The 23,411-nt window shown below is 67.5% G+C and carries 21 protein-coding genes and 6 pseudogenes; 11 read left to right on the forward strand and 16 right to left on the reverse strand.

Annotated features, from left to right (window positions below):
• Nucleotides 1–76: 76 nt before the first annotated feature.
• Genes HYQ63_RS07985 through HYQ63_RS08005 form a run of 5 tightly spaced genes read right to left on the reverse strand, consistent with a single transcriptional unit; the run spans nt 77 to nt 4,490 of the window.
• Nucleotides 77–1,060 (reverse strand): Gfo/Idh/MocA family protein, encoded by a 984-nt coding sequence (locus HYQ63_RS07985; RefSeq protein WP_179933201.1) that lies wholly within the window; start codon nt 1,058–1,060, stop codon nt 77–79.
• Nucleotides 1,057–1,968, reverse strand: coding sequence for a sugar phosphate isomerase/epimerase (locus HYQ63_RS07990; RefSeq protein ID WP_123101913.1), 912 nt, complete (start codon nt 1,966–1,968; stop codon nt 1,057–1,059). The genes HYQ63_RS07985 and HYQ63_RS07990 overlap by 4 nt, the downstream gene beginning before the upstream one ends.
• Nucleotides 1,968–2,507 carry a VOC family protein gene (locus tag HYQ63_RS07995; RefSeq protein WP_179933202.1) on the reverse strand — a complete coding sequence of 180 codons (540 nt, stop codon included), beginning with the start codon at nt 2,505–2,507 and terminating at the stop codon, nt 1,968–1,970. Before HYQ63_RS07995 ends, HYQ63_RS07990 begins: the two co-directional genes overlap by 1 nt.
• Nucleotides 2,504–3,502, reverse strand: a complete 999-nt coding sequence (locus HYQ63_RS08000; RefSeq protein ID WP_179933203.1) for a LacI family DNA-binding transcriptional regulator — start codon at nt 3,500–3,502, stop codon at nt 2,504–2,506. Before HYQ63_RS08000 ends, HYQ63_RS07995 begins: the two co-directional genes overlap by 4 nt.
• Nucleotides 3,495–4,490: a Gfo/Idh/MocA family protein gene (locus HYQ63_RS08005; protein ID WP_179933204.1), complete on the reverse strand. Its 996-nt coding sequence runs from the start codon at nt 4,488–4,490 to the stop codon at nt 3,495–3,497. The genes HYQ63_RS08000 and HYQ63_RS08005 overlap by 8 nt, the downstream gene beginning before the upstream one ends.
• Before the next feature lie 168 nt (nt 4,491–4,658).
• Here HYQ63_RS08005 and HYQ63_RS08010 point away from each other — a divergent pair, with 168 nt between their 5' ends.
• Both HYQ63_RS08010 and HYQ63_RS08015 read left to right on the forward strand, forming a co-directional pair.
• The gene (locus tag HYQ63_RS08010) at nt 4,659–5,300 is read left to right on the forward strand and encodes a bifunctional 4-hydroxy-2-oxoglutarate aldolase/2-dehydro-3-deoxy-phosphogluconate aldolase (protein ID WP_078644655.1); all 642 of its coding nucleotides are present in this window, start codon (nt 4,659–4,661) and stop codon (nt 5,298–5,300) included.
• On the forward strand, nt 5,287–5,916 hold the full coding sequence (locus tag HYQ63_RS08015; RefSeq protein ID WP_179933205.1) for an ATP-binding protein: 630 nt from the start codon (nt 5,287–5,289) through the stop codon (nt 5,914–5,916). The genes HYQ63_RS08010 and HYQ63_RS08015 overlap by 14 nt, the downstream gene beginning before the upstream one ends.
• 99 nt (nt 5,917–6,015) lie before the next feature.
• On the opposite strand, the pseudogene HYQ63_RS44450 reads toward HYQ63_RS08015, so the two are convergent.
• A pseudogene (locus HYQ63_RS44450) lies at nt 6,016–6,185 on the reverse strand (prephenate dehydratase); the annotation flags it as partial.
• A gap of 33 nt (nt 6,186–6,218) precedes the next feature.
• Here HYQ63_RS44450 and HYQ63_RS08020 point away from each other — a divergent pair.
• Nucleotides 6,219–6,728 carry a TetR-like C-terminal domain-containing protein gene (locus HYQ63_RS08020; RefSeq protein ID WP_179933206.1) on the forward strand — a complete coding sequence of 170 codons (510 nt, stop codon included), beginning with the start codon at nt 6,219–6,221 and terminating at the stop codon, nt 6,726–6,728.
• Nucleotides 6,729–6,888: 160 nt separating this feature from the next.
• Here the strand turns inward: HYQ63_RS08020 and HYQ63_RS08025 are convergent, their stop codons facing one another.
• From HYQ63_RS08025 to HYQ63_RS08045, 4 genes are all read right to left on the reverse strand, one after another.
• Nucleotides 6,889–7,515, reverse strand: coding sequence for a CGNR zinc finger domain-containing protein (locus tag HYQ63_RS08025; protein ID WP_179933207.1), 627 nt, complete (start codon nt 7,513–7,515; stop codon nt 6,889–6,891).
• Nucleotides 7,516–7,636: 121 nt separating this feature from the next.
• On the reverse strand, nt 7,637–8,425 hold the full coding sequence (locus HYQ63_RS08030) for an enoyl-CoA hydratase/isomerase family protein (RefSeq protein ID WP_179933208.1): 789 nt from the start codon (nt 8,423–8,425) through the stop codon (nt 7,637–7,639).
• A 65-nt stretch (nt 8,426–8,490) separates the two neighbouring features.
• Nucleotides 8,491–9,747 carry an alpha/beta fold hydrolase gene (locus HYQ63_RS44010; RefSeq protein WP_218929553.1) on the reverse strand — a complete coding sequence of 419 codons (1,257 nt, stop codon included), beginning with the start codon at nt 9,745–9,747 and terminating at the stop codon, nt 8,491–8,493.
• Nucleotides 9,708–10,430, reverse strand: coding sequence for a flavin reductase family protein (locus HYQ63_RS08045; RefSeq protein ID WP_179933209.1), 723 nt, complete (start codon nt 10,428–10,430; stop codon nt 9,708–9,710). Before HYQ63_RS08045 ends, HYQ63_RS44010 begins: the two co-directional genes overlap by 40 nt.
• 748 nt (nt 10,431–11,178) lie before the next feature.
• Between HYQ63_RS08045 and HYQ63_RS08050 the strand changes: the two genes are divergently transcribed.
• On the forward strand, nt 11,179–11,331 hold the full coding sequence (locus tag HYQ63_RS08050; RefSeq protein WP_179933210.1) for a hypothetical protein: 153 nt from the start codon (nt 11,179–11,181) through the stop codon (nt 11,329–11,331).
• Nucleotides 11,332–11,388: 57 nt separating this feature from the next.
• Nucleotides 11,389–12,267, forward strand: coding sequence for an alpha/beta hydrolase (locus HYQ63_RS08055; protein WP_257231717.1), 879 nt, complete (start codon nt 11,389–11,391; stop codon nt 12,265–12,267).
• A gap of 68 nt (nt 12,268–12,335) precedes the next feature.
• On the opposite strand, the gene HYQ63_RS08060 is transcribed toward HYQ63_RS08055, so the two are convergent.
• Nucleotides 12,336–13,418, reverse strand: coding sequence for an integrase core domain-containing protein (locus HYQ63_RS08060; RefSeq protein ID WP_179939862.1), 1,083 nt, complete (start codon nt 13,416–13,418; stop codon nt 12,336–12,338).
• A 792-nt stretch (nt 13,419–14,210) separates the two neighbouring features.
• Between HYQ63_RS08060 and HYQ63_RS08065 the strand changes: the two genes are divergently transcribed.
• On the forward strand, nt 14,211–14,564 hold the full coding sequence (locus HYQ63_RS08065; protein ID WP_218929554.1) for a VOC family protein: 354 nt from the start codon (nt 14,211–14,213) through the stop codon (nt 14,562–14,564).
• Between the two features lie 173 nt (nt 14,565–14,737).
• Here HYQ63_RS08065 and HYQ63_RS08070 read toward each other — a convergent pair whose 3' ends face one another.
• The gene (locus HYQ63_RS08070; RefSeq protein ID WP_179939864.1) at nt 14,738–15,310 is read right to left on the reverse strand and encodes an integrase core domain-containing protein; all 573 of its coding nucleotides are present in this window, start codon (nt 15,308–15,310) and stop codon (nt 14,738–14,740) included.
• 150 nt (nt 15,311–15,460) lie between these two features.
• On the opposite strand from HYQ63_RS08070, the pseudogene HYQ63_RS08075 reads away from it, so the two are divergent.
• From HYQ63_RS08075 to HYQ63_RS08090, 4 genes and pseudogenes are all read left to right on the forward strand, one after another.
• A pseudogene (locus HYQ63_RS08075) lies at nt 15,461–16,552 on the forward strand (integrase core domain-containing protein).
• Nucleotides 16,553–17,617: 1,065 nt separating this feature from the next.
• Nucleotides 17,618–18,001 (forward strand): annotated as a pseudogene (locus tag HYQ63_RS08080) (type II toxin-antitoxin system RelE/ParE family toxin).
• Nucleotides 17,998–18,303 (forward strand): helix-turn-helix domain-containing protein, encoded by a 306-nt coding sequence (locus tag HYQ63_RS08085; RefSeq protein ID WP_179933213.1) that lies wholly within the window; start codon nt 17,998–18,000, stop codon nt 18,301–18,303. The pseudogene HYQ63_RS08080 and the gene HYQ63_RS08085 overlap by 4 nt, the downstream one beginning before the upstream one ends.
• A gap of 214 nt (nt 18,304–18,517) precedes the next feature.
• Nucleotides 18,518–19,099 (forward strand): annotated as a pseudogene (locus HYQ63_RS08090) (integrase core domain-containing protein); the annotation flags it as partial.
• Here the strand turns inward: HYQ63_RS08090 and HYQ63_RS44455 are convergent.
• From HYQ63_RS44455 to HYQ63_RS44465, 3 genes and pseudogenes are all read right to left on the reverse strand, one after another.
• Complete coding sequence (locus HYQ63_RS44455; protein ID WP_257231719.1) at nt 19,087–19,242, reverse strand: hypothetical protein; 156 nt, start codon at nt 19,240–19,242, stop codon at nt 19,087–19,089. The pseudogene HYQ63_RS08090 and the gene HYQ63_RS44455 overlap by 13 nt on opposite strands.
• A 142-nt stretch (nt 19,243–19,384) precedes the next feature.
• A pseudogene (locus HYQ63_RS44460) lies at nt 19,385–19,594 on the reverse strand (hypothetical protein); the annotation flags it as partial.
• A 29-nt stretch (nt 19,595–19,623) separates the two neighbouring features.
• Nucleotides 19,624–20,727: pseudogene (locus tag HYQ63_RS44465) on the reverse strand (integrase core domain-containing protein).
• Between the two features lie 241 nt (nt 20,728–20,968).
• On the opposite strand from HYQ63_RS44465, the gene HYQ63_RS08110 reads away from it, so the two are divergent.
• Nucleotides 20,969–21,595 carry a DUF305 domain-containing protein gene (locus HYQ63_RS08110; protein ID WP_179933215.1) on the forward strand — a complete coding sequence of 209 codons (627 nt, stop codon included), beginning with the start codon at nt 20,969–20,971 and terminating at the stop codon, nt 21,593–21,595.
• A 98-nt stretch (nt 21,596–21,693) separates the two neighbouring features.
• On the opposite strand, the gene HYQ63_RS08115 is transcribed toward HYQ63_RS08110, so the two are convergent.
• Entirely contained in the window at nt 21,694–23,337 is a 1,644-nt protein-coding gene (locus HYQ63_RS08115) for a multicopper oxidase family protein (protein WP_179933216.1), read from the reverse strand.
• Nucleotides 23,338–23,411 lie beyond the last annotated feature (74 nt).

The raw sequence follows: 23,411 nt of genomic DNA on the forward strand, positions 1-23,411 counted from the left end.
GTTCCGGAAGCCTTCTTCGAAAGTTGATGCCACCGATGCCGGCCGCGATGAGGGGCCGGTCGGGGCTCGCGGAGGGTCAGCGCGTCGCGTGACTGGACCAGGCGCGGCCCTCCTGCTCCTTCACCGGGAGGCCGGCGGCCAGCAGGATCCTGTCGAGGAGCGCCTGCGTGCGGGCGGCTTCCCGCCCCGACGTCAGCGGCGCGCCACGGTCTCGTACGCGGTCGAGAAAGTGGTGAACGGCGGCGGCGAACCCGAAGGTGTTCGTCGCCGTGGCCCAGCCGAATGCCTCGGGGCTCATCGAGCGCACGGTGCTCACACCGTCCCGGGTGAGGGTCACCGTGTCCGGAGCCACCACCTCGGCCGAGCGCTCCGCACCGTAGGCATCAAGCTTTTCTGCCCACGCACCCGCGTTCCGTGCCGCCGTCAGGACGCCGGTGCCGCCCCCGGCGAATCGGACCAGGGCGGAGACGCCGTCCTCCTCCCAGGGGTCGTCACCGGCGGCGTGGGCGGAGACATCGACCGGTTCACCCGGACAGAACCAGCGCAGCAGGTCCACCATGTGGATGGCGTTCTCGAAGGTCGCGCGGTACTCACTGCCGCGACGGTTCTTCTGCGCGATACAGAAGGCGGCGCCGGCGTTCCCGAACTCGTCACGAGCGGCGACGTAGGACGGCGCGAACCTGCGGTTGAACCCCACCATCAGCACGCGGTCGCGCTCGTCGGCGAGGTCGGCGAGCCGCTCCGCGTCGCTGGTCGCGGTCGCGAGGGGTTTTTCGCAGAAGACGTCGACGCTCGCCTCCAACGCGCGGCTCACGCCGGCGAAATGCTCCGACCTCGGGGTCAGGACGAACAGGGCGTCCAGATCACGTTCGAGGGCCTGCTCGATCGTCGGGACCGCGGTGGAGAATCCCCATCGACGGACCAGTTCGGAGGGGTCCTCGCGCCGGGACACCAGGACGTCGAGGTCGACGTCGTCCCGCGCCACCAGGGTGGGCAACTGCGCGATGTGCGCGATGTTCCCGGCGCCGACTACACCGACGCGCAGCGGGGGCCGGCTCATCGGGACACCTCCGCGGGCGTGAGGCCGGCGGCCTCGTCGAGGAGTGAACGCAGCACGCGGGCGGCCCGGGCGAAGCCCTCAGCCGGAGCCGGGAGATCCTGCGGGTGCCAGCGGTATTCGTACTCGAGGCTGAGGACGTCGTCGTATCCGTGCTGCTTGACCGCCCGAAGGATGTCGGACCAGGGCACGATGCCGTCGCCGACGACGCGCGAGCGCACGGCCCGCTCGTCCGCCTTCACCCGGGCCGTCTCGGAAGCGACGAAGGGGGCGTCCGGGTCGGTGAAGACGAGGTCCTTCACGTGGACGTGCCCGATCAGGTCGCCCTGCTCCCGCAGCGCCTCCGGCCATGCCTCGTCGTGCGTGAAGGTGAGGTTCGCCTGGTCGTAGAGCACGCGAACGGCAGGCGAGTCCACCTCACGTATCAGCCGAGCGGTCTCCTTGGCCGACTGCGTCATGGTTCCGAAGTGGTTCTCCACGCACAGGCGCACTCCGGCGTCGGCAGCGAGCGGCGCCAGCTCCGAAAGGCTCGCGCGTAGGCGCTCCCAGTGTCCGGCGTGGTCGGTTCGATCGGCTCCCCAGGAACCCGCGTACACGCGGATCCGGGTCGCTCCCACGCGATGAGCGCAGTCCACCGTCGCCCGCAGCTCGTCGAGCGCGGCCCGGCGCTGCGCCGGGTCCTCATGGTTGAGCCCCGTGGTGTACGGAGCGAGCCCCACCACCGGTACGCCGAGATCGTCCGCCACGCGGGCCGCCTCGGCCGCTGCCGCGTCGTCCCCGACCGGCAGTCCGCTGCGGTAGTCGTTCTGGTAAATGACCTCCGCTCCCTCCAGACCGGCGGAGGCGAAGAGCTCCAGCGCCTCGGGGAGGGTCTGTTCCGGCGTGCCGAGGGTGTGGCCAATGATCCGCACTACAGGTCCTTTCCAGTTCGGGAGGGGGCGGCCCAGTCGGCGGGACCGACCAACGGTGGCGGGTTGTGGACGCGGGACCGGTCGACCAGTTCGATCAACAGGCCCCAGGGCGCCCGGAGATAGGTCCACCGGTTGCCCGCGACGCGCGGGCTGTCCGGGCCGACCTCCTTGGTTCCGCCCAGCACACGGGCGCCGTGCGACCGGAGATGCTCGACGGCCGCGTCGACGTCCGCCACGGTGAAGCACAGGTGGTGGCCGCCGGGATCGCAGTGGCGCGGGTAGTCGCGCCGCTGGTCCGTGCTCCACCACTGGAACAGCTCCACGTTGAGGTTGGGCGGCATGCGCAACATGGCGAGTTCCAGGCGCGCGTCGGCCGGAACCTCGAAATGTTCGGGCATGAAGTGGGCGTCGGGCCCGCGCGTCGAGCGGTAGAGCTCCTCGGCGCCCAGGGCGTTGACGAAGAAGGCGACCGCTTCGCCGAGGTCGGGCACCGTGAAGGCGACATGGTCGACGTGTTGAAACCCTGCGGGCAGGCTCATCGGGGCACCTCCGCGGTCGACTCACGGATCAGCAGATCGGGGGCGAGGACGACATGTCCCGTCTCCCCGTCCTTGAGGAGTTTCTCGGCGAGGTCGATGGCGATCACTCCCATGTCGGCGATGGGCTGGCGGACGGTGGTCAGTCGCGGGTTGAACCGGGCGCCGAACTCCAGGCCGTCGAAGCCCATCACCGACACCTCGTCCGGGACGGACACACCTCGCACACCAAGAGCGGAGATGAGGGCGAAGGCGACCATGTCATTGGCCGCGATGACCGCTGTCGGGCGCTCCTCGCGTGTCATGTGCACGAGGCGCTCGGCGGCCCGCTCCCCCACATCGGGCCCGGTGCCCCCGTCCAGGATCATCGCCGGCATGTCCAGCTCCGCGGCCAGCCCCTCGTAGGCGGCCAGGCGGTCCCTGGATGTGTACGCCCCGGAGATGCCGGACACGTAGGCGATGCGCCGGTGCCCCAGGCCGCGCAGATGGTCGACGGCGAGTGCGATGCCCTCGGCGCTGTCCACCGTCACGGTCGGCACCTGTGCCTGTTTGACGCGGTCGACGACGACGACCTTGCTGCCGAGCGCGACGTTCTGCAGCTCGTCGAGGTCCACGGTGGTCGACGGCGCGACGATCCCGAAGGGCGCGTACATCTCCTGCAGGGATGTCAGATACGCGTTGGTCTGGGCCACCTCGCCGCCGGTCACGCACAACACCAACTGGTAACCCCGGTCGGCCGCCGCTGCCGCCATGGTCCTCGCCAGCTCACCGTAGAAGGGGTTGGTGATGTCCGGGACGATCAGCGGGACAAGCTTGCTCGCACGGCGGCGCAGGGCTTGCGCCAGCGGGTTTACCCGGTACCCGAGACTCTCCGCCACCTCCAGGACATGTTTCCGGGTCGCGGCATTCACGGCTTCCGGCCGGGAGAAGGCGCGGGAAACCGTGGAGCGATGCACGCCCGCTCGGGCGGCGACGTCGTCGATGCTCACCTCAGCCATGGCTGACCTCCAGGGACGCAATGGGGGACCGCCTGTACGCGGCCCAGATGAGGCTCATTGTGTCGGCAAGGTCGGCCAAGGTAGGCAGCCCGGGAAAGCCGTCCGCCCAGGTGTCGGCCACCTGTCGGACGAACACGTCGTACAGCGGGTCGCTGTCCACGTCGATGGAGTTCGACACGGTGACACCGTCCGACGCGCGCGTGAAGGAGACGTCGCCGGAGGTACCCACGTCGACGTATCCCCCGTCGCCGGCGCTGGTGTAGGAGCAGTACCGCTTGGCGGGACTCGACGGGAAGGCATAGCCGACCTCGATGATGGCCTCACTGCCGTCGTCGCCCGCGAGCACCAGCGTGGCATGGTCCTCGACGGCCTCGCGGTGCAGGCTTGCGGAGAGATTGGCCGCCACCAGTTCCACGCGCCGGGCCCGGCTTCGCTGCAGGAAGAGGTCGACGAAGTGCGGCGCCAGGTTCACCAGACACCCCCCGCCGGAGCGGGCGGGCACGAGCATCCAGGAGCAGCCTGCCGCGTGATAGCGCTCCGGCGGGCCGGCCACAAAGCTCGCCCGTTGGTACGTCGGCGCGCCGGCCAGGGACAGCGCGTGATCCACGGGGCCGCCGCGCTGGACGAACGGGACGGTCGCCGCGACCCCTGCCGAAGCGGCGGCATCCCGAATCCGCTCCACGTCTTCGGCCCCCAGGCCGCCCGGCTTCTCGACCACGAAGGGGATGCCGCGCTCGACCAGGGACAGGCAGGTGTCCACCATGCGGTCGTGTGGCCCGAAAACGTAGGCCAGGTCCAAGGGTCCGGCGTCCAGAGCTGCCTCGATGTCCCCATACACGGATGCGTCGAGCCGTCGGGCCATGTCCGTGATCTGATCGGGCTCCCCGTCCTGGACCAGCACGACATCGTGAGTGTCCGCCCAGGCACTGACATACAGGGGTACGTGCCAGTGGCGGGCGCCTAGAACTGCCGTGAGCGGACGTCTCACGACGCGCCTCCCAACTTCGGTATGGGGCAACTACTGCCGATCTCCCTCTCCGAAGCCGGACTGCAATCGAGTGCTGAGATCGATTGCTGAGATCGGTTGCATCACCGAAGCAGAGGGTCCTAAGCTCCGTCAACACCCCCAGCCCACCGATTTCCCTTGAGGTGACCGATGCGCAAGCTGCGCACCCTGAATGCCGTGTACGAGACCGGGACGGTGCTGATCGTGCGCCTTCCCACCGCCGAGGCGTCGTACGAAGTGGCCTGCGAGGCCATCGCGGGAGGGATACGAGCGGTCGAGGTGACACTCACGACGCCGGGTGCCCTGGACGTGATCCGCCGGCTGGGCTCGGAGTACCCCGAGGCCGAGATCGGCGCCGGCAGCGTGCTCGACGCGACATCGGCGTACGCGAGCATCCAGGCCGGCGCGCGTTTCCTGGTAAGCCCCCACGTCGACCTCGGCATGCTGGAGACCGCGGGCCGCTACCAGGCCGTCAGCATCTGCGGAGCCGCGACACCCACGGAGATCGTCCAGGCGGCCACGGCAGGAGCCGACCTCGTCAAGCTGTTTCCCTCGTCGGTCCTCAACCGCGACTACGCCCGTGCGGTCCTCGAACCACTCGGCCACATCCCCCTGGTCCCGGCCGGGGGTGTGTCCCCGGACAACGTGGCGGAGTGGTTCGACGCCGGAGTCGCGGCGGTCGGAGTCGGAAGCTTCATCACCAAGGCGACACAGCGGGAAAGCACCGAGCGGCACCCGGTCGGTGCGGCGGCCCGGACATTCCTCGAGGCGGTGGCCGATGCCCGCGCCTGACCCGCTGCCCCCCGCCTCCGGGACGCCACCAGTATTCGTCGCGATCGGGCCTGCGGGATCGGGAAAGTCCCATGTCGCCCGCGAGCTCGCACGCCGGCTCCGCGCGGTCTACCTCGACAAGGACTCACTGACCGGCGACCTCGTGGACGCCGCGCTCGAACTGGTCGGTCGACGGGCCGGGGGCCGCGAGGATGACCCGACGTACATCGAACGGTTGATGCCGACCGAGTACGCAGCCCTGTTCACCACGGCGGCGGACAACCTGCGGCTGGGTCTCCCTGTCGTCCTGGACGCACCGTTCGCGGCGTACCTGGCCGACCCCGACTTCTTGGCCGCCTCCGCCGACCAAGCTTCCTGGCCCACGGGGACACCCGTCGTCGTGGTCGAGGTACGGACCTCCGCGGAGACCGTTCGCACGAGACTGACCCAACGAGGCCTGCCTCGCGACCGGGCCAAGCTGGCCGACTGGCCCGCATTTTGGCAACAGCTGGGGACCCAGGACTGCACCTGGTCCGGCGCTCGACACATCGTCGTGGACAACGACGGGGAACCGGACCTCGATGGTGTTGTGGGGCTCGCGGGCAATGCTGAGCGGGAGTCCGTTCACGTCGTGTAATGAGGTGTCGCAGAGGCGCAGACGGCTCAGCAGGACCCGCCAGCGACCCAGGTGGCTACCTCCTGCTGTCACCAACGGGCCGAGACGGCCCGCCAAGCGTCACGCGCTCCGCTGCCGCAGCCGGTGCGGATGTGCGGGATAGACGCCGAGCACGCGGACCTCGGAGGAGAAGAAGCGCAGCTCCTGCAGCGCGAGTGCGGCACGGGGTTCGTCGAGATGACCTCGATCTCGACGTAGAAGCAGCTCGGGTTAAGGCCCGCGCCCATCTCGTCCTCGCCTCCCTGTGGGCCAAACTCGGCGAGGTGGATCCGGCGCCGCGCACCGGAAACCTGCGGGGGGACCTCATCGCCTGGCTGGAGGCCGCGCAGTCGCGCGCCACAGAGGTCGGCGAGCCGAACTACCGCGCTCTCCTGGGCGAGGCTGACCCCGAGCTGCTGCACGAGACCGGCGCGATTGGCGGAGCCGCAGGCGTCGAGCTTGACCGCGACATCATCGAGCCCGCGTGCGCACGTGGCGAGCTCGGCCCCGAACCTCTCGCGCCGGAGGTCCTCGCGCTGCCGCTCGTCATGCTGCGCGACCGCTTCTTCGGCCGGGCAATCCGTGAGCTGAAGGACACTCTGGCCACCTACGCCAACCAGATCCAGATCCTGACCTTGCGCAACGCTGAACTGGAGACCCAGAACGCCCGTCTCCTCGAACGGCTGCGGCAGTCCGGGGACAACGTCGCGTTCCTGCCGGCCTTCAGTGGTGTGACTACTGTGTCGCGCGACAGGCATATGCGGCCCGCCAAGGGGGACCTGATCCTCCCCTGAGCGAGATTGGCAGGCCTTTGTCCTGGCAGAGCGCACGGTCCGGGCGATTAGGTACGCGAGCAATCTGGTGATGCGCGAGCTGGACGAGACGGCCGCTGGCGGTCCGATTGGGGCCGCGCCCGCACCGCGCGCGGCGGCGTCCGCTGCGGATGCCATCGGATCATCGCGACGAGGAGAGCCCGCGTTCCTTCAGACGGGCCCGATAGGCCCGTACGTTCTGAGTGTTCCCGCAGGTGGTGACGTTGTGCCAGGCGCGCGAGCAGTTCTTGGAGCGGTCGTAGAACGCGCCGCGGCAGCGAGGGTTCGCACACACCTTCAGTCGCCGCATCGTGTCGGCATAGGTGGCGGCGGCCAGCTGGATCAGGACGTACGAGCGGAGAAGTTCGACACCCTTGCCGCGCGGATGCAGCCGCGCGCCTCCGGCGTCCAGACTGACGGCTGCCGTCGTCTCGATCGACGGTACGGCGACGGCGGCGGAGGGTTCGTCGGCATGCCCGGTGGCCAGCGCGGCGCGGATGTCGTCGCGCAGCGACCGGAGGCGACTGAGGCCGCGTGCGTCGAGGGGACATGGCGCGGGAGGAGCGCTGGAGTCGATACTGCTGAGCGTTGCGAGGGAGGACTGGAGCCATTGTTCCGCCGCGTCGACGGACTCCAGGAGGTCAGGCCGGCGTGGCTTGCCCATGCTCGCTGTGTTCAAGAGATCCTGTACGAATCCCAGCCCGCCTGGTGCGCTGTGCTCGACTTCCTTAAAGCGAGCCGAGGCCGGCCATTGGACCGCCGCACTCATCTCGTCCTCCTGGTGCCTTCAGGGTGCTTGCATCGCCTCTGTAAGAGCCTATCGCTTTCACTTGTGACCACGGCCAGACCGCGGGGGCGGGGCCGCCTGCACGACGGCCCCGCGAGGGAGCCTATTCCCCGGTGAAGTCGACGGTGGGTCGGGGTCGTCCGGCCTTGTAGGCCGCCACGGCCGACGTGAGACCGCCCGTCGCATCCTTGGACTCGAACAGCGGGATGGCGATGTCGAACATCGAGTCGTCGGCAGCGTTCACACCCCCGGCTTCCCACATCCGCAACAGCGCCTTGTGCGCGGCATGCGCCCGGGTGGGCCCCGCGGCCACCTTGCGCGCGAACGCCCGAGCGGCTTCGAGGGCTTCGTCATCGGGGAGGACGTGGTTGACGAGTCCGGCCTGCGCCATGGTGGCAGCGGGCACCTGTTCCGAGGTCAGCGCCCACTCGTAGGCCCTGGCACGGCCCGCACGAGCGGCCGATCGGTAGATGCCGCCGAGCAGTGTGACGAGGCCCAGTGTCTGCTCGGGGTGCCCGAACCGGGCCCCCTCGCCGGCGAAGATCACATCGGAGCGCAGCGCGAGTTCGAAGCCCCCACCGAAGCACAGGCCGTTCACCGCTGCGACCACCGGCACGGGAATCTGCTCGAAGCGGTTGAACGCGAACATGTACCGCTCGAACAGCAGCCGCAACTGCCGCACGTCGAGATCGGGCCAGGTGACGATGTCCCCGCCGAAAGAGAAGTCAGGCCCTTCGGCACGCAGAAGGATCGCCCGCGCCCCCGATGACTCCGCCTTTTCAACCGCTGCGAGCAGCTCGTCGGCCATCTGTTCATCGATGCGGTTCTGTGGCGGGTTGTCCAGGACGATCTCGGCGACGTGGTCGTCGATGTCGAAGCCCAAATGGCTCATCGGTACTCCATTCCTTCGAACACGGCTACTCAAGGTGGCCTGTGCGGGACAGACGGGGGAAACGGCTATGCGCCCGGAACGGGCTGCGGGTCACCGGCATAGAAGTGATCGGACGGGACGATGCCCACCAGCCGGTCGCGGAGCGTGGCGGAGAATCGCAGGGCTGCTCCGAGAGGACGATGGTGGATCGCCGCCCGGACGACATCGCCATCTGCGTTCTTCTCCAGAATGGTGATGCCGGAGATCTCCACTCCGCCGAACGCCGTCGCCTTCCACTGCAGGTAGGTCGTGGTTGCGTCGGAGGCCTCGGCCGTGAACTCCAGCGACTCGTAGATCGTGCTCGCAGCCGCGACAGTCGAGGCGACGAGCGCCCGACCGGCGATCGGCCGGGCAAGAACGCTGGCCTCCAGCACGATGTCCTCGGCGAAGCCCTCGGCGAAGGTGCTCGCGGAATGCTCCGAGAAGCCGCTGCGCCAGCCCGAAGCCGCAGCGTCGGCATTCAGGTTCTGGAGGAAGCCGAGGACTTCGCGGGCCAGGGCATGGGGGTACTCCACGTGCAGCCAGTGCCCGCCGCCGGAAACGGTCGCAAGGCGCGTACCGGGGAAGCGCGGCGCGATGGCTCCGGTGATCAGCTCCTCGGTGACGAAGCCGTCGCTGTCGCCGCGGACGATGAGGACGGGGCCGGGGTACGCGCTCTGCTCCGGTGCCGCGTCGACACCGTTGTTCCACAGGTCGGCGTAACGTGCGGCCACGAGCGGAGGGACCAGCAGGCCGCTGCGGCCCAGCGTGTCCAGCGCCTCCTCGTCAAGCGTCGGCGAGAGCTGGTTGCGTACGGCGCGCTGGCCCTCCGCGTTCCCGCCGAGGGCCCGGAACGGCGCGACGGCGTCTTCGGGCAGACGGGTGCCGCCGAGTGGGACCGGCGTGAGCAAGACCAGTCCTGCGACCCGCTCGGGCCTGGCAGCAACCGCGAGCTCGGCGACCTGGGCTCCCATACTCTGGCCCACCAGGGCGACTGGTCCCTCGATGTCGTCGATGACGGATGCGACCTCGTCAGCCAACAGGGCCAGGCTCAGCTTCTCCGTGTCCACAGGGGCGGACGCGCGGGCCCCGGAACCCGGAAGATCCAGCCGCGCCGTCGCCACCGAGCCGTCCAGGGCCTTGACGAAGCCGTCCCAGACGGTGGCGTCGTCCAGGAACCCGTGCACGAGCAGCAGTGTCGGAGCACATGGGAGCACCTCGCCACCACCGGTGGCCGCACGGTCGATGTGAACAAAGTCGCTGGTCATTTCGGTCCTGTCTTCGTTGACCCGGAAGGCGACCATTCCGCCGTGTCGATGGGGGAGAACTCGGTCGCACGCTCATCGAGGCGTGCGCTGCGAGTGGCGAGCAGGCCTTCGACGAGTTCCTCGGGGAGCGGGGTGGTGAAGATGTTGTTGACGAGCGAGTACTCGGCGGCCAGGCGCCCGACGGCACCCAGGGCACCGGTGTCGATGCGCCCACCGGGCAGGTAGAGGTCATCGCGGACGTGGAAGCGCTCCACACGTCCCCACACCACGTGGTCCGGCAGCGGGGGCATCGGGATGATCCGGTCGACCACGCACTCCATGGAAATGGGGGCACCGGCGATCCGGGGTGCCGACACGATCTCACCTTCGGCCTTCTCCAGGCCAAGGGCTTCGAATTCGTCGACCTCGGAGTCGAACTCGAAGGCGGAGCGGTGCGCCTCGTCGACCTGACCGAGGGACACCATGTTGACCACGAACTCACCGGTGTCCCGGATGTTGACGAACGTGTCCTTCAGGGTGACCCCGTCGGAGCGGGGCTGCAGGGAGATCGACACCGTCGGAGGGATGCGGCCGACCACGGTGAAGAACGACACGGGGGCCACGTTGCCGACGCCTGCGGTCGACCGGGTGCTGACCCAGGCGATCGCGCGGGGAAGCACACTGCCGATGAGGAGTTTGTAGCTCGACCTGGCGTCGAGTGATGCCGTATCGATGATCATTTCACTCTCCGTTTGAGTGCCTCAGCGGATGTGCCGCCGGGCTTGGCCCGTCCGCGGCGTCCGCGACGATGGAAGGGTCGGCTCGCTGCCTGCGCCGGGGTGTCCAGGGGCGGCAAGTGCGAGCGCCTGCTTTGTACAGAGGCATAGCGCTTATGGCTATGACGTGGTCAGCATTGTGACACACGGGGCGGCGGTCGACACAAGAAGGCGTGGCGGTCGTTCCGCGATACCCGTAGGCGACATAACCAAACCGTTGTCACCTATGTACATGACTGCTAACGTCCGCCGTATGAGAGCAATGATGCTTCCTGGTCTCGTCGGCGAGCCGGCACTGGAGATGTCCATGCCGCGCCAACGGGTCCCGCGATACCCGGATCGCCCCGCCTGCTGTTCGTGCACGGTCTGGGGCAGGAGGCCTGGTGCTGGGAGGACCGGTTGTCCGCGGCGGCTGCGGCGTCCGAGGCCGCTGCCATGATCCTGGTTGCTCCGCTTCCCCCACGTCCTGCCGTGCACACGGCGCTCGCCGTGCTCCGCCGGCAGCCGTTCGAGATACTGCGGTACATAGCCGGCAGACCTCTCCGGCTCGGGCCCCACATGCTCTTCGCCCGGCGGAACGACCCGGCGACGGCCGAGCTGAGCGGGCGCCTGGCTCCTGATCCCGCTCGTCCAGTACCAGTTCCTGTTCCACCTGCCCAAGCGGGTACCGGCGCTGCCAGTCCTGGTGCTGGCCGCCACCGAGGACCGCCTCGTGCCACTTGTCCCAGTGCGGGCCACCGCGCGGCGCTATGGGGCGGAGATCCGGGCAATCGACGGCGTCGGGCACAACACGATGCTCGACGCGGGGTGGCCCGAGGGCTGGAAGCAGATCGAGTCGTGGCTCGCCGACGGCCGGGCGCACTGATCCCACACGTGCGGTACCGCAGAGAGGAAATGATGGACCATGCTTGACAGGCGAGACGTGGCGTTCACCGCCCAGGGCGGAGTGACCCTGCGCGGCTGGTACTTCGTACCAGAAGGCGAAGGTCCGCATCCGGCCATCTCGATGGCCCACGGCTACGCGGGCGTCAAGGAACACGCCCTGGAGGGCTTTGCGCGACGGTTCGCCGATGCGGGTTTCGCGGTGCTGCTCCATGACCACCGCACGTTCGGCGCCAGCGACGGCGAACCCCGTCAGGACGTCAATCCCTGGGAACAGGCCGAGGACTGGCGCCGGGCGATCTCCTTCCTGGAGGCGCAGCCCGAGGTCGACCCGGGCCGAATCGGCGTCTGGGGAAGCAGTTACGCCGGCGGGCACGCCATCGTGCTCGGTGCCACGGACCGGCGCCTGAAGGCCGTCGTCGCGCAGGTCCCGACCATCAGTGGCTACCAGCAGGCACTTCGGCGGGTTCCTCCGCATCTTGTTCCTGCCCTCGAAGAGGGGTTCGCGGAAGAGGAGCGCAGAAGCGCCCGCGGGGAACCGCTCGACTACCAGCAGATCGTCAGCGCCGATCCCGCGGTCCGCGCGTCCTACTACTCCAGTGACGCGGTCGACTTCTATCTCCAGGAGCTACCCGAGGGGGTCTGGGAGAACCGGGTGACCGTGCGCTCCACCCGCATGGCGCGCATGTACGAACCCGGGCTGTTCATCCGGAGGGTGTCACCCACGCCCTTGTTGATGATCGTTGCCGAGGACGATTACCTCACGGTGACCGACGTCGCTCTCGAGGCCTACGAGGACGCCCTCGAACCCAAGAAGCTGATCCTCATCCACGGTGGCCACTTCGACCCGTACCGCGCCCAGTTCGAGCGCGCCAGCACGGAAGCACTCGACTGGTTCCGGAAGCATCTGCAGGCATAGAACGAGTGCACCCGCGGCGGAACTCGGCCAGGAGCATCCTGTGCCGCTCGAAAAGTCATCGCTGCACGTCATGCCGCATGTCTGTATTCGTTGATGAGGCCGCCGAGGATCCGGGTGCGCAGGACTGTGTGGATGTGGAGGTCATACGCCGCGGCGGGTTGTTCGTGAGCGTCGGATGGGAGCTGGCAGCGGGCCTGATGAGGTCGGTGCTCGTCGTAGTGCCGCTCGTAGGCGGCGAGGACGTGGCGCGCGTGGGCCTCATTCATGATCAGGACGTGGTCGAGGGCTTCGCGTCGGATGCTGCCGATGATGCGTTCACAGTGCGCGTTCGTGCGGGGAGCCTGTGGCGCACTTTTGAGGATCTCCATCTCCTCGGACTGGAAGATGGCGTCGAACGCCTCGCCGTACTTGCCGTCGCGGTCGCGCAGCAAGAAGCGCAGGTTCTCGATGCGTACGCCCAGGTCGTATGTGAGGTTCCTGGCTTGCTGCACTGCCCAGTCCCGTGTTGGGCGGGCGGTGACCCCGGTGATGTGCAGCCGCCGGGTGCCGTGCTCAAGGAACGCCAATGCGTACAACCGCCTGCCGAGGGCGGTGTCGATGTGGAAGAAGTCTGCCGCGATGATGCCCTCGGCTTGCGCGGTCAGGAACTCGCGCCAGGTGGGGCCTGAGCGACGCGGCGCGGGGCCGATGCCGGCCGCGTTGAGGATCTCCCAGACCGTCGAAGCTGCGATCCGATACCCGAGTCGGGTCAGTTCACCTTGGATCCGCCTGTGCCCCCACTGCGGATTCTCCCGGGCCAACCGCACAACGAGTGTCTTGATCGCTGCCGGGGTGGGTGGGCGTCCGGTGCCCCGGCGCGCGGTGTAGTCCCACTTCGCGGCGATGAACCGACGATGCCAGGCGAGCACAGTGCCGGGCGTGACAGGGAAGACCTTGAGCCAGTGGCGCCGGGGTATCAGCCCGGACAGGGCTGCGAACCACAACCGGGCAGCACGCTCATAGCGGACCGGTCCGGCCAACTGGCGGCGCAGGACCGCGTTCTCGTGCCGCAGCACCAGCAGTTCCGCGCCCTTCGCCGTCCCACAACGGAGGAGCACCGATGGAACCGTCAGCAGCTTCCGGGTCACCTTGTACAGCAAGGACACGATCACGTACGCATGATCCCAGCGGACTGACCGCATCCCGCTCACCTGCGGCGATGACTTTTCGAGCGGCACAAGATCGTCGGGGATGACCTCGCCTTCCCGTCCCAGGCGCAGGGCCAGAGCGGAGGCCCACGCGGCGAAGGCCTCGATGCGCGAGTGCAGCCCCGCAAAGCGCAGGGAGGCTGTGCTGCGCGTGGGGGCGTTCACCAAGGTGTGCGTGGCCGCATCGAACAGCAGCCCTTCGCCCGGGGCGAGCTTCTCCCAGGACGCGGATCGCCCTCACCACCGGCGGGATTGCCACCCAGGGGACCTCGCGCAGGCGCCCGGCGGAGTGATGGTTGCCGTCCTCGTCAAAGGCGTTCTTGAACTCGCGCCCCTAGATGAGGTGCCGGCCGGAGGCGACCTCGGGGCAGCACCCGCTTTGCAGGCCGAGCACTACTGGCGGGAGGGGGTTATTCCGACCGTGCACTATTCCCCTTCTTCTCCAGCTTGTTGGCCTCGTCTTGAGCGGGTGCTTTCGAACCCAGGGGTGGGCGATCTCGAAGGCAGTACCGATCATTTGAGCGTCCCCCCACATGACGGTTAAATTCGGTTGCGGCGGGACATGTGAGCCCGGTGGGGTGGGCGGCGAGGTGGTGTCCCCTGGAGTGGTGTAGGAGCGATCACTTCTCGCGACTTGCTGCTACCACATCGCGCTACTACACCGCTCTGCGGGACACCCTCCGCACACCGGACCGGCGGTCGACGGCAGTCACCCCCAGCCCTGGCAGCCAGCCGACCCTGTTTATGCTCACGCCCATGGCACTCGAATGGGAACAGATCATCGTCGACTCCTCCGACCCCATCGCCCTCGGACGCTGGTGGGCCGAGGCTCTCGGCTGGATAGTGGTCGACGAATCCGAGGAGATCATCGAGATCCGGCCTGAGCCGGACCAGATGCCGGGGCTGCTCTTCGTGCCTGTCCCCGAGGGCAAGACGTCGAAGAACCGGCTCCACCCCGACTTCCGCCCCGACGACCAGGAGGCCGAGGCCGCCCGGCTGCTCTCCCTCGGTGCCCGGCGCGCCGACACCGTGCAGGACGAGCAGCACTGGGTGACCCTCCTCGACCCGGAGGGCAACGAATTCTGTGTCCTGGGTGAGCGGAAGAGCTGAGCGGGGCCGGGCAGCCGTTTGGGCGGAGGTGCCGGACGGTTTCGCCCACCCGCAGCTGCCCCAGCCGCTGTTCGCCAACCCGGCTACACCACTACACGGGACATGACCGGCGGCGACGAGGCGATAGGAATGCCGGTCTCGATGGTGTTGCCTGAAGGGTGTCAATATTCCGATCAGGCTGCTGAGCTGGGCGTTTCCTGTGGATGGTGAGGCGGTCGGGGTGGCGTGGTGTGGTACTCGTTGAGCAGTCCGCCGAGTACCTGCTTGCGCCTGACCGTGACGGCGGGCAGGGGGATGATGTTCGGGTGGTCGTCTGGGGCTCGTAGGTTGAGGCTGCGGTGGGCTCGTCCGGTGTTGTAGTGCTCGGCGTACGTGGTAAGAACCGTATGTAGGTGTCGTTCGCCGGTGATGAGGAGGCGGTCGGTGCATTCTGCACGGGCTGTGCGTATCCATCGTTCGGCGAACGCGTTGGACCGGGGACTTTGCGGCGGTGTCGGGATGACGGCTGTGCCGTTGCCGGCGAAGACGGCGTCGAACGCGGCGGTGAACTTGCTGTCCCGGTCTCGGATGAGGAACCGGAAGCACTCAGCCCTCTCCTCGAGGTCCATGAGCAGGTTGCGGGCGAGTTGGGCGACCCATGCGCCGGTCGGGCGGGCAGTGACACCCAGGACGTGAACGCGCCGGGTCTTGATCTCCATGACGAAGAAGACATAGAGACGTCTGAGGAAGACGGTCTCCACGTGCATGAAATCGCAAGCGAGCAGCGTGTGGGCCTGTGAACGGAGGAAGGAGCGCCAGGTCTGCTCGGAGGCGCGCTGCGGTGCGGGTGGCAGGCCGGAGCGGCGCAGAACGCTGCCCGTTGCCGACTCGCCCTCCCCCACACCAGCATTGGTGGAGTGCTGCTGCGACTGCTCTACCTGGCCTTGACGAGCATGTTCACACTGTTACGACTCATTCCGGTAAGTGACCGAGACAAGGACGCCGAGATCCTGGCGTTACGCCACCAACTGGCCGTACTACAGCGGCAGACCGACAAACGGAAGCTCACCTGGCCAGACCGTGCACTGCTGGCCACCCCCCTACATCGCCTCCCCCGGGTACGTCTTCGTCAACTACCGCTGATCGTCTCGCCTGACACGGTGCTGCGGTGGCACCGGGAGCTGCTGCGCCGCCGCCACGCAAAGGCTTCCCGCCCCAAACGGCCGGGACGGCCCCGCACCGTACGATCTGTCCGTGCTCTTGTGCTACGGCTCGCGCGGGAGAATCCCAGCTGGGGCTATCGGCGAATCCATGGCGAACTCGCCTCCCTCGGGATCAAGGTGGCCGCCGCCACCGTGTGGAACATCCTCAAGGAGCACGGCATAGACCCAGCACCCGAGCGTGGCCACACCACCTGGGCCGCCTTCCTGCGCTCCCAGGCCCAGGCAATCCTCGCCGCAGACTTCTTCGAGACCAAGACCCTGAGCGGAGCGACGCTGTACGTCCTCGCGGTGATCGAGCACGTCACCCGCCGCGTGCGGATCCTCGGCGCGACGGCACACCCCACCGCTGTCTGAGTCACCCAGCTCGCCCGCAACATGGTCATGGACCTCCAAGACGCAGGCATCAATGCGAAGTTCCTGATCCGGGACCGAGACGGACGGTACCCGGCATTCTTCGACACCGCCCTGCAAGCCGAAGGCGTCAAAGTCGTCCAGACTGGCGTCCGCATGCCGCGCATGAACGCGATCATGGAACGCTGGGTGCGCTCATGCCGAACCGAACTCCTCGACCGCACCCTCATCTGGAACCAGACCCATCTACTCCACGCGCTACGCGAATACGAGACGTTCTACAACGAGCACAGACCCCACCGCACTCTCGCAAGCGCCGCACCACTCCACCCGCTACCCGAACCGATCACCGAACCCGACCAGCTCACCCATCTCCACGTCCATCGACGCGATCACCTCGGCGGCCTCCTGCACGAGTACCGGCACGCCGCGTGACCAGCAGGGATGCAGTTCTTGGCACCTACAAGGTCCAAACCACCTGCGATTGAGCACCGCCAGCGCCCGTCTAACCAACCCACGGGTCAGATGCCGCCCAGGCTGTCCGGCCTCCCGTGCCACCCAGACCGGCATCAACGACAAGAGCACCGCACTCGTGCGACACGCAGGTAAGCAGTGCTCGTCGACCACCACGCCAAGCGCACACACAATGGGGACATTAGTCTCGCTCGCTTGGCACACTTGTTCTTCCGTCCAGGCCTCCGCAAACAGTCTCCCTACCGCGCTCCAGAGCCGGATACAGCGCTCACGCCCTGGGAGTGCCCTATCTGCCGGCAGACGCCAAGGGGTTTTACCGCCCCTTGGGGCAGGCCCCTACGGTAGCCAAAAGCCCCACGTACGGACTGCCTGCACAAACCTGTCCACAAGGATCACCGACAGCCTCTCTGCTCCTGTCGCATGGGGAGCGCGGGACCGTACTCCCACCCGGAAAGGGGGTCGGGGGCCGACAAGGGGTTCTTATGCCTCTCGATGCAGAGAGCATCCGGATCGATGGGGTGACCTCAGGGGCCTACGGTCGACGACAGCGCACAGGGGCGCGGTACGGCGCCGTAGGTCTACCGGATCGGGTGACGGACGAATCGGGCACCGTTGACACGTCTGCGAGTTGGGAGCACGAGGGCTCCCAGAGGGCTCCCCATCGCTCCCAGCCCGGAAACGGTTAAGGCCGTCTCCGCTACCCGCGGAAACGGCCTCCGACCTGCGAAAACGCTGGTCGGGACGACAGGATTTGAACCTGCGACCCCTTGACCCCCAGCGGTGCGGCAACTCTCCGCGACGATCCATATCACGCTGTAGCCGACAGCACTGCCCCGCACGGACCGGTATACCTCCATCCGCGGGGGAGCGCCGAACGGACGTGACAGCCGTCGGCAGCGCCGCAGGGCCAGCACCCGGCCCTTCTCGGCACCCGCCCTCACGCCCCTCGCCCACTCCATTCCCGCAGAGACGACTGTCGAGCCAGCCGAATGGACCCACTCGCGACATCGGTATATGATTTTTGATATGGGTGAGCGGTACGACATCGAGCTTGAAACAGAAGTCCAGCAGTGGCTGGACTCGCTCCCACCCGCCGACTATCTGCGCGTGATGAAGCTAGCCGACTTCCTCGCCGACCATGCCGAGACACTCGGCGAACCCCAGACCCGCCATCTGGGCGGCAAGCTACGCGAACTGCGGTTCTCCCTGCACCGCCGGGAACAACGCATCACGTACTGGCTCGCCCCTGCCCGGCGCATCGTGATGCTGACCGTGTTCCATAAGACCCGCATGCGCGAAACTGCCGAGGTCGATCGCGCCCACGCGTCCCAGTAACACTGCGAAGCCGAGCACCGTCCCGCCGAGAACCATGAGATCTACGACCGCAACGTGAAGGAGGAAGAACTGTGAACCACTCCGCATGGAGGACCCGCCGCGCCAAGGAACTGGCCGACGAGGAGGCCGGTCTCGCTCCCCAGGCTCAGCAGATCTATGACGAAACCGGGCTCGCCATCGAAATCGGCCGCACCGTCCACCAGCGCCGCACCGAACTGGGCTGGTCCCAAACCGAACTCGCCCGCCGCGCCGGCATGACCCAGCCCGCCATCGCCCGCCTGGAAACGAGCCTCACCCTCCCCTCCACCCGCACCCTGCTACGCGTGGCCACCGCCCTGGGCCAGCCTCTCCACATCACCATCGGCCACGCCGCCTGACCAGGGGCAACGAGTCTCCGAACGGCACAGATTCTTCAGTCCGCGGTCGTCGGGGAGCTGACCACTGCCGACGGACAGGCGCGGGATTCCCTGGGTCCAGCGGTGAGCTAGGTCTGCAGACCGACTCATCACTGCCAGCCCCACAGTGTCGTCGAGGACCTCACCGCCAGCAGACTACTTTCGGTCAGCTCCCCGCAGGACATCGATCAGGTCCATTCGCGCTCAGGCTGATGCCCTGCTGGCCTGCGACTTCATGGAAACAGTCACGCTGTCGGGGGTACGGATGTACGTGCTCGTGGTGATCGAACACGGCAGTCGCCGGATCCGCGTCCTGGGCGCCACCGCGCATCCGAGCGCCTCCTGGGTAGCGCAAGCGGCGAAGAACCTCGTCATGGACCTCGAAGACCTCGGCTGCCGGGCACGCTTCATAGTCCGAGACAGAGACGGGAAGTTCCCCGACCTGTTCGATGCCGTCCTCAAGGACGCGGGGATCAAAGTCGTCCTCAGCGGCATCCAGATGCCAAGGATGAACTCGATCATGGAAAGGTGGATACAGACCTGTCGTCGCGAGCTCCTGGACCGGACGTTGATCTGGAACCAGCGACATCTCCTCCACACCCTGCGCGAGTTCGAGCAGTTTTACAACGGACACCGACCACACCAGGGCATCGCCAACGCCAGACCGCTGCATCCCTTGCCCCCGTCGATCGACGACCCTGACGCGATAGCCCGCCTCGACATACGACGCCACGATCGCCTCGGCGGCATCCTTCACGAGTACCGTCATGCGTCGTGACCTGCACGGATGAGGTCTCCGGCAAGGGCAGTGCCAGGAGCAGCCGGACGGCGGCGCGGTCTCCCGGACGGGGGCTGCTCCAGGACGACGTGCGCGTTGATACCGCCGAGGCTGAAGGAGCTGACTCCGGCGCGGCACGGCATCCCCTCGGGCCGCCACTCCCGCGGCTGCGTGACGACGCGGAACGGGCCCGGCCCCGAAGTCGCTCTGCGGGTTGGGGGTGGTGAAGTGCAGGCTCGGCGGGAGCAGGCCCTGTCTGAGGGCCAGGACCGTCTTGATCAGTCCGGCGGCACCGGCAGCTGCGTCGGTGTGCCCGATGCCGGTCTCCACGGAGCCGGTTCCGCAGGGGGCGCGGCGCTCGCCGCCGCGCCGGAACGCCTTGGTGAGCGCGGCGATGTGGATGGGGTCGCCCAGAGGAGTGCCGGTGCCGTGCGCTTCCACGTAGGTGCAGGTGGCCGGGTCGATGCTGGCGGCGCGATGGGCGGCTTCGATCACGGCGGCCTTGAAGGGTGTCAATATTCCATTTAGGCTGCTGAGCTGGGCTTTTCGTGTGGATGGTGAGGCAGCCGCGGTGACATGGTGTGGTACTCGTTGAGCAGTCCGCCAAGTACCTGTCGGCGCCTGACCGCGGCGGCGGGCAGGGGGATGACGTTCGGGTCGTCGTCGGGTGCTCGTAGGCCAAGGCTTCGGTGGGCCCGTCCCGTGTTGTAGTGCTCGGCGTACCGGTTGAGGACCGTACGCAGGTGTCGTTCACCGGTGCTCAGGAGTCGGTCGGTGCATTCGGCGCGGGTTGTACGTATCCATCCGCGTTGGACCGGGGACTTTGCGGCGGGGTCGGGATGACGGCTGTGCCGTTGCCGGCGAAGACGTCGTCGAACGCGGCGGTGAACTTGCTGTCCCGGTCCCGTATGAGGAACCGGAAGCACCCGGCCCTGTCGCCGAGATCCATGAGCAGATTGCGGGCGAGTTGAGTGACCCATACGCCGGTCGGGTGGGCGGTGACGCCCAGGACGTGAACGCGCCGGGTGGCAGCCTCCATGACGAAGAAGACGTAGAGGCGTTTGAGGAAGACGGTGTCCACGTGCATGAAATCGCAGGCCAGAAGCGTGTGGGCTTGGGCTCGGAGGAAGGTACGCCAGGTCTGCTGGGATGCGCGCTGCGGTGCGGGCGGTAGACCGGAGCAGCGCAGGACGCGCCGGATCGTGGCGGCGGCAACCCGATGGCCAAGCCGTCGCAGTTCACCTTGGATTCTGACGTATCGCCCAGGTCGGGTTCCCTCGCGCCAAGCGCTGGATGAGCGCCGCAATCTCTTCTGCCAGCGGTGGCCAACCGGGTCCGACCGCCGTCTGACGCCACTTCCAGCACACCAGACGGCGGTGCCAGGCCAGCAGCGTCCCCGGGGTGACCAGCCGATGGCGGCGTAAGACGGGTGGCAGGTGCCGGGCGAGGGCGGAGAGCACGGCACGATCGGCCCACGACAATCGCGGCCGATCGACCTGTCGGCGCAAGACGGCGACCTCATGACGCAGCGCCAGGATCTCGGCGTTGTTTGCGTCAGGCGAACGGCACAGCAGGAGGAAGCAGCTCAGTAAGCGGCGGAAGATCAGATAGAGCAGTCGCAGTCCCACAACTACTGATCATGCCCATACTCATACGATCGCAAAGCGCCTGGTCAGTCGCCGTACGGCAATAAAGACACCCTTCAGGCGTGACCTGGTGTTCTTCACCTATTTGACGGAGCGAGCGGCGACGACTCGGCCTGAAAATTCAGCGGCCCACGACGCCGAACCGGCTGCGCGGGTACTCGCCATGTCCCGGCACATTCATCGGCATACCTACCCCCGCAGTCAGAGCAGGAGGTTTCCGATCATGCACGCAAATCGTTCCCTCCCTCTTCGCGCCGTGGTGGCCGCTGCTACAGCGGCTGTCGCGCTTCTCGTGTCCGCCCTCAGCGGCCACCACACCACCGGGGCCGCTACGGCCCTCCGCGCCACCGCATCCGCCCACGTGAAAACCACCACCGACAAACACAACCAGGCCGACGTCACGTTCGCCCAGACAATGATCCTGCACCACCGCCAGGCCATCGGGATGGCAGAAATGGCCCGGACACGCGCCTCCTCCAGTGACGTCAAGACCCTCGCGGTAAAGGTCAAGAAGGAGCAGGCCCCAGAGATCCGGACCATGGTCGGCTGGCTGAATGCCTGGGGCGAAAAGGTCCCACGAGGCATGTATGGCATGCGTCACGGCCACCCCTCGGACATGGCAGGCATGATGAACAAGAACGAGATGCACGCGCTGAACCGCGCCTCCGGCAAGTCCTTCGACACCATGTTCCTGGCCATGATGATCAAGCACCACGAAGGCGCGGTCCAGATGGCCAGAACCGAGAAAAAGCACGGTTCCTACGGCCCCGCCAAGGCACTCGCCAACCGCATCGTCATCACCCAGACCGCTGAAATCGCCCAGATGCGGAAGATCCTCCAGACGAGCTGACGCCGGGCTGCTGGGGCGCATATCGCCCGCCTACGACGTGACCCCCTGGGACGAGCCCGTCTCTCCGAGGACCCGTCCCTAGGGGCAGACGCCTGCAATCAGGACTGGTAGGCCACCAGTGCCATCATCCCGGACTCGCCGTGGTAGGCGTTGTGGCAGTGCAGCATCCATTGGCCGGGGTTGTCGGCGTCGAAGACGACGGACACCTTCTTCTTGGGTAGCACGATGGTGGTGTCCTTGCGCGGACCCGTGCTGCCGAGCTGGTAGGTGTGGCCGTGGAGATGCATGGGATGCCACATGTCGGTGGTGTTGACGAAGTCCAGCCGCACCCGCTGGCCCTCCTCGACACGCAGCGGACTCGCGTCCGGGTTGTTCATGTCGAACCGCTTACCGTTGATGGCCCAGTTGTACTTGTCCATGCCGCCGGTCAGCTCGATGCGGTGGACCCGGTCCGCCTTCTTCGACGACAGCCGCACATCATCGGCGGCGCGCAGCTGGGACGCGGTTGTGACCATGCCGTCCAGCTCCTCAGGGCGGACGGTGGGGGACGGCTTGCTGCCCGAACCGGTACGGATCAGCGCCATGGCGCTGGCCTTCTTGCCCTCGGCCAGTGCGACCAGTGGGAAGACCCCGTCCTTGAGGGTGACCAGGACGTCGTAGCGCTCTCCCATTCCGATCAGTAGGGCGTCAGTCTGACGGTGCTCGACGGGGTAGCCGTCGGTGTGGGTGATGGCCAGCTTGTGGCCGCCCAGCGCCACGCGGTACGCGGTGTCCGAGCCCGCGTTGATGATCCGCAGCCGCACGCGCTTGCCGGGCTTGGCGGTGTAGACGTCCGGGTCCTGCGGAACCCTTCCGTTGACCAGGTGATACGGGTACTTCACATCCCCCGCGTCGCCACCGAGGAGTTCGCTGTCGGCGCCCATGAGCATGAACTTCATCGACATGCCGCCGGCGGAGTCCGAGGGGGATGGCGACGGACTCATGTCCTTGCCACCGCCACCGCTCATGTCCATGCCGCCCATATCGTGGCCACCCGAGCCTTCAGGACTGGGGCTGCTGCCTCCCATACTGCTCATACCGCCGTGGTCCATCCCGCCCATCCCCTGCTTGAGCTCCGCGAATGCCTCATCCGGGGTGCCGGTGACGCCATCGAGCCAGTCGTCGAGGACAACGACCCACTCATCGTCGTAGGACAACGGTTCCTTCGGGTCCTCGACGATCAGCGGGGAGTACAGGCCGCGGTCGAGCTGGACGCCGACGTGGGGGTGGAAGAAGTACGTGCCGGGTGCGTCGGCGATGAAACGGTAGGTGAAGGTCGATCCGGCGCGGACCGCCCGTTGGGTGGCCGGGGGGACGCCGTCCATGTCGTTGCGCAGGGCGAGACCGTGCCAGTGAATGGATGTGGTGGCCTTGCCCGGCAGCTGATTGTTGAGCTCGGCGGCCAAGATGTCCCCGGCCGTAAGGCGGATCTCTCGGCCCGGGGCCCGTCCGTCGAAGGCCCAGCTCCTGGCCATGACGCCGCCGCCCAGATCGAGCCTGACGGGGGCGGCGGTCAAGCTTCGCTTGTGCACCTTGCCGGTGGACGAGCGCTTCTTCTCCACGCGAGTGACCGCCGGGCCGGAGGGGCTGACCAGACCAGGGGTGCTGCCGGAGCCGGAGGCGCTGCTGCAGGCGGCGAGCGCACCGGCGCCGGCCGCTCCCAGTCCGGCCAGCAGGATGGATCGGCGATTGATGCTGTTCACAGAATTGGTGTCCTTGTCTCGATATGCCGTTCAGGCCGTATGCGGACATGGCTCCTCGTCCCGTCGCTGGGCGG

The organism is Streptomyces sp. Rer75, from assembly GCF_013414305.1.
Lineage (GTDB): Bacteria > Actinomycetota > Actinomycetes > Streptomycetales > Streptomycetaceae > Streptomyces > Streptomyces himastatinicus.